The following is a 4,223-nucleotide window of genomic DNA, read 5'->3' on the forward strand; positions in this document are numbered from 1 at the left end:
CGAGCGCGTAGTGGACTTTCACCACCTAGTTATCGCCCATGCTGGGCGCACCACACAAAAAACTGATTGACTTCTACAAGTTCAATCAGCATTTTCATTCTATATATTGTTCCAACATAATTTATTTTGGTGCCGCGGACTCGGTTCATGACAAATCGAAACATTTTAAAGCCGTTTATCCTTTGCTTACAACTGCTTACAACTATTATAGCACAAAGCAAGCGCTACTTGCTAGCGGAATTCTATCAAGGTGTCAGATTTAAGATAAACACCCATGGAGTCGACATCATTGCTGGCAACTGCCGTGTTATGGATTCACTTCAAAAAAGGATGAGCCTGCCAGCCCTGATTCCTGTTAGTAACGGGAATAGCCACGGCTTAAAGCTCATCCTTTATTTTTTACAATAATCAAATACTGTCCTTACCTAGCTTCTAGCCATCCATCTGCAGTTCTTGATTCACTAGATATATTAACGCCAATTTTGTGTAAAGTTCTGCTATAACACTACCGTCAGAAGCAAGCACAGCTATATCTCAGCCCGGATTAGTCGCACTCTCTGCAAACCCCTTTAGTAATTAACGCGACAGTTTAATGACTTATAAATTGGTCAAAATTGAAAAAGCCACCGAATCGACTTTTTTTAGCTCACGCTATTTTTTTGTAATAATCTCTGAAGTAATCCGGCCCGTTTTCCCACAATCCATTTTCGAAATCATATAAGGCTGTATAAGCTGCAGAATTTATAATTTTGCTTCTAGCCTCTTGCCAAGTAATGCCATCTTCATCAGCCATATCAATAATGGCATCGGCCAAGATTAAATCTGCACAAAACGTTTTTTTCTCAATCCCCATATTTTTTCACCTCCACGACTTCTAAACAATTAACAGCCCGTTGACTTAAAAAGCAATATTGATCCTTTAATCTGTTTGGTAAAAGCAAAGATATTGCCATCTTTGCGGCACTTTCATCTTCAAATGAACCATATAATTCATTCAGATATGCGGTAATAACCGGGTTAGTGGTATCATTTGCAATTTTTCCAATAATAATTTCACTTGCAAACAGAGTTTTTGGCAGCAGAGGTGATAATGCTTTAGCAAGCCTCTGTCTTCTGTTTAATGAAATAAACCACAACCACTCTTTATCCGCATCACTAAATTCATGTATAGGCATAAATTCAGTAGGAGCATGATATTTATAGCAGGTTACATATCCATAATTTTGTTTATCGTCTATTTGCTTTAAGCCTTTAGCCTTCAACAATGATGTCCTTATGAAATTCTTAGCCTGGAGTTCATTAGCCGTAACATAAAACCCCTTACCAAAATCCTTACCAGCTGCACACTTTGTTAAATCGATATTTTGTACAGGAGTGTAGCTTCCATGATACAAGATCATTCCATCTTTAAGCTTCATAGTTCACACCATTTACCCTTAATATCTCTAAAATATTTTTTAAAGCATATTCGTCACTACTCAAATGCAACATATCATAGGTATCTTCAATATATTTCCATATTCCGTACTTCTCGAATAATTTATTGGCATCAACAGGTGAAACTTGTAATTTTTCGCAAAACATTCTAAAGATACGTGTTTCAAAAAAAACAACCTCATTTAACATGCTAACGTCCTCCTTACTACTAATATTGTAGCTTAAGCACAAACAAATAACAATAGCACTGTTTACAAAAAATCCCAGCCCTGGTTCCTGTTAGTAACGGGAGCAGCCACGGCTTAAAGCTCATCCTTTTATTTTGCAACTATGACATACTGCTTTACTAAGCAATAACACTTATCTACCTATATTTTACCATGAAATAACAAAAACCTAAACCAAGTACTTTACGTTAATACAATCAGCCTTTGTTTCTCTCTACTGCTTCAATGCGCACCTTTTTTTCCACGATTAACTCGCGCAAATATGCTATACTTTATTCATCGGTTGAACACCGACACGCTCCTTGAAAACTGTTTTGACAAATATATCGTATAACTCGGTGCACTAAAGGGTTGTCAACCTCTCCGAGAATACCGGAAGCTGTGACCAGGCTGCCTGCGGGATACTGCGGCAGTGAGGTTTCTGTTGCTCCGTGAGGACTGACAGAGAAGCCCAAAAGGCAACACAGAACGGTATGTGCGGATCTTGGTGCCGATTAAAGCACAAAGGATTCTGGCAGCGACAATAGACGCTAGCTCGAAAGGCTAGAAAAATCCGTGAAACCTGCAGCAGGGATGCTGCAGCGAACTTAGCGGAAACTCCGAAGCAAGCTGTTGGTAGTGAAGCGGAGAAATCCGTGTATAACAGAATTCTGAGGTAAAAGTAGCTCAATACCAGAGTGTTGCTAGTTCTCGAAACTAGCTGGCTCAACTATCTGAAAGATGGGTGAAATTTGTGGGTAGCCATTCCCGCGGCAGGCAAAAGGGGTAGGAAGCTCAGGGTCGCTCCCGAAGGCTCAGACCTGTCTTCTGCGTGGCTGAATAAATCGGAAACCGTAGATTACGTAAGGCGAAGGTCTATATGATATATTTATCAAAGCGGTTTGTCAAGTGGACATAACAAAAGGCAGCTATCAGCAAGCTTCATGCTTGTGTAATAGCTGCCTTTTTGTTAGCACGAAAAATTTTAAACGCTAAAGCATAGACTTTACGTTAAGCCTTTATTTCACTTCCGTGCTTCATGCCCTACTTCTTAATCGTACAAGGACGCAGGCCATCAAACTCATGAATGCTCATCGTTCCACCCTTAGGTATCGCAATAACGCTGTCATCATAGTTGCCAGAAACAAGTTTTTCCAGCACCTTGTAAGGCCCCGGCAGACGCGTAAGCGTTCCTCCCAAAAGCTTCACCAAAGGCATAATATAAGCTTCAACCTCCTGCAAATCATACGTCCCTGTATCAATGATATAAAAATCCGTGAATCCCTTATACAGCTGCTTCAGGAAGGTTTCCGCTTCTGCCTGACCACGCTCCTGCACAAGCTTGGCATAGTCAATTGTAGAGTTTTTCATAAAGTTCATCCAGCTCTTAGTTATGAAAATCGCTCCGTCAGGACGCTTTATGCCGGAACCGGTCAGAAGAACATCAATGCAGTCCATAGTGCGCGGCACAGCAATAGGACAGGTTGTGGCCTTCAAATCACACGTAGCCTTGCCGCAACCGGAACCGCAGATAACTATTTCCTCTGCTTCTGTATTTTCGTCTATAATCCTTTGCAATGTTTCATGCATCTTCTGCGGATTGCTATGAAGCGCAACATTAAGATATGTGACCTTGCCATCAAAGCCTATTTTCTTAATGGTGTTTTCCAACTCTTTTTGCAGCGTAATGCAGGAATAGATTGCTCTTTTGCCCATAATATCAGCTCCTCATATTAGCGTTAGCTTAATTATAACACGCTAGTAGGAACAGTAAAAGCTGGCTTTAAGAAGAAAGCCTCAACGCAAATTAACCTCCTCCCCCTTGACTTAGACTGTACTCCAAGTATTATACTAGAGACAACAGGAAATTAGTCAAAGGAAAGGACGGATAACAAATGTCTAAAAAGGTTGTAGTTATTTCCACAAGTTTAAGAGCAAACAGCAATTCCGAGGCTTTAGCCAAGGAATTCGTCAAAGGCGCCGAGGCCGCAGGCCATGAGGTTGAATATATATCGCTCAAGGGCAAAAGCATTGCCTTCTGCATAGGTTGCCTGGCCTGTCAAAGCAAGGGGCACTGCATTTTTAACGACGATGCGCTGCCTATCACCAAGGCTGTGCTGAATGCCGACGTAGTTGTTTGGGCAACACCTATCTATTATTACGAAATGGCCGGTCAGATGAAGGTGCTGATTGACCGCATGAATTCCATGTTTCCTAAGGATTACAAATTCCGCGAGGTATACTTCCTGGCAACTGCTGCGGACAACGGCAGCTATACCCCTGAGCGTGCACTGGCAGGCTTAACGGGATGGATTGACTGCTACGAAAAGGCTAAATTAGCCGGCAGCCTTTTCTGCGGCGGAGTCAATGCTGCAGGCGAAATCAGCGGCAGCAGCAAGCTGCAGGAGGCTTACGAGCTCGGCCTTAAGGCTTAACCGCTCCCCTCATATTGAACAGCAAAAAGGCTGACGCCTTGCGTAAATGCGAAGCGTCAGCCTTTTCTTATTGTAAACTTATTTATCCTACCTTATATAATGTATTTAGGTTGATAAAGGTAACCTATAACCCTTATTGACTGTA

General features: G+C 41.7%; 5 protein-coding genes. 1 reads left to right on the plus strand and 4 read right to left on the minus strand.

What is annotated here, in order from left to right:
* Positions 1–646 precede the first annotated feature (646 nt).
* From Q0612_RS11845 to Q0612_RS11860, 4 genes are all read right to left on the minus strand, one after another.
* Positions 647–853, minus strand: coding sequence for a hypothetical protein (locus Q0612_RS11845; protein ID WP_298884920.1), 207 nt, complete (start codon positions 851–853; stop codon positions 647–649).
* On the minus strand, positions 843–1,418 hold the full coding sequence (locus Q0612_RS11850; protein ID WP_298884922.1) for a DUF3990 domain-containing protein: 576 nt from the start codon (positions 1,416–1,418) through the stop codon (positions 843–845). The genes Q0612_RS11845 and Q0612_RS11850 overlap by 11 nt, the downstream gene beginning before the upstream one ends.
* Complete coding sequence (locus tag Q0612_RS11855; protein ID WP_021719750.1) at positions 1,408–1,626, minus strand: DUF3791 domain-containing protein; 219 nt, start codon at positions 1,624–1,626, stop codon at positions 1,408–1,410. Before Q0612_RS11855 ends, Q0612_RS11850 begins: the two co-directional genes overlap by 11 nt.
* 1,061 nt (positions 1,627–2,687) lie before the next feature.
* Positions 2,688–3,359, minus strand: a complete 672-nt coding sequence (locus tag Q0612_RS11860; protein WP_298883606.1) for a DUF1638 domain-containing protein — start codon at positions 3,357–3,359, stop codon at positions 2,688–2,690.
* Positions 3,360–3,538: 179 nt separating this feature from the next.
* Here Q0612_RS11860 and Q0612_RS11865 point away from each other — a divergent pair, with 179 nt between their 5' ends.
* A complete protein-coding gene (locus Q0612_RS11865) occupies positions 3,539–4,078 on the plus strand; it encodes a flavodoxin family protein (RefSeq protein WP_298883609.1) in 540 nt (179 codons plus the stop codon).
* Positions 4,079–4,223 lie beyond the last annotated feature (145 nt).

Source organism: uncultured Phascolarctobacterium sp. (assembly GCF_937920985.1).
Taxonomy (GTDB): domain Bacteria; phylum Bacillota; class Negativicutes; order Acidaminococcales; family Acidaminococcaceae; genus Phascolarctobacterium_A.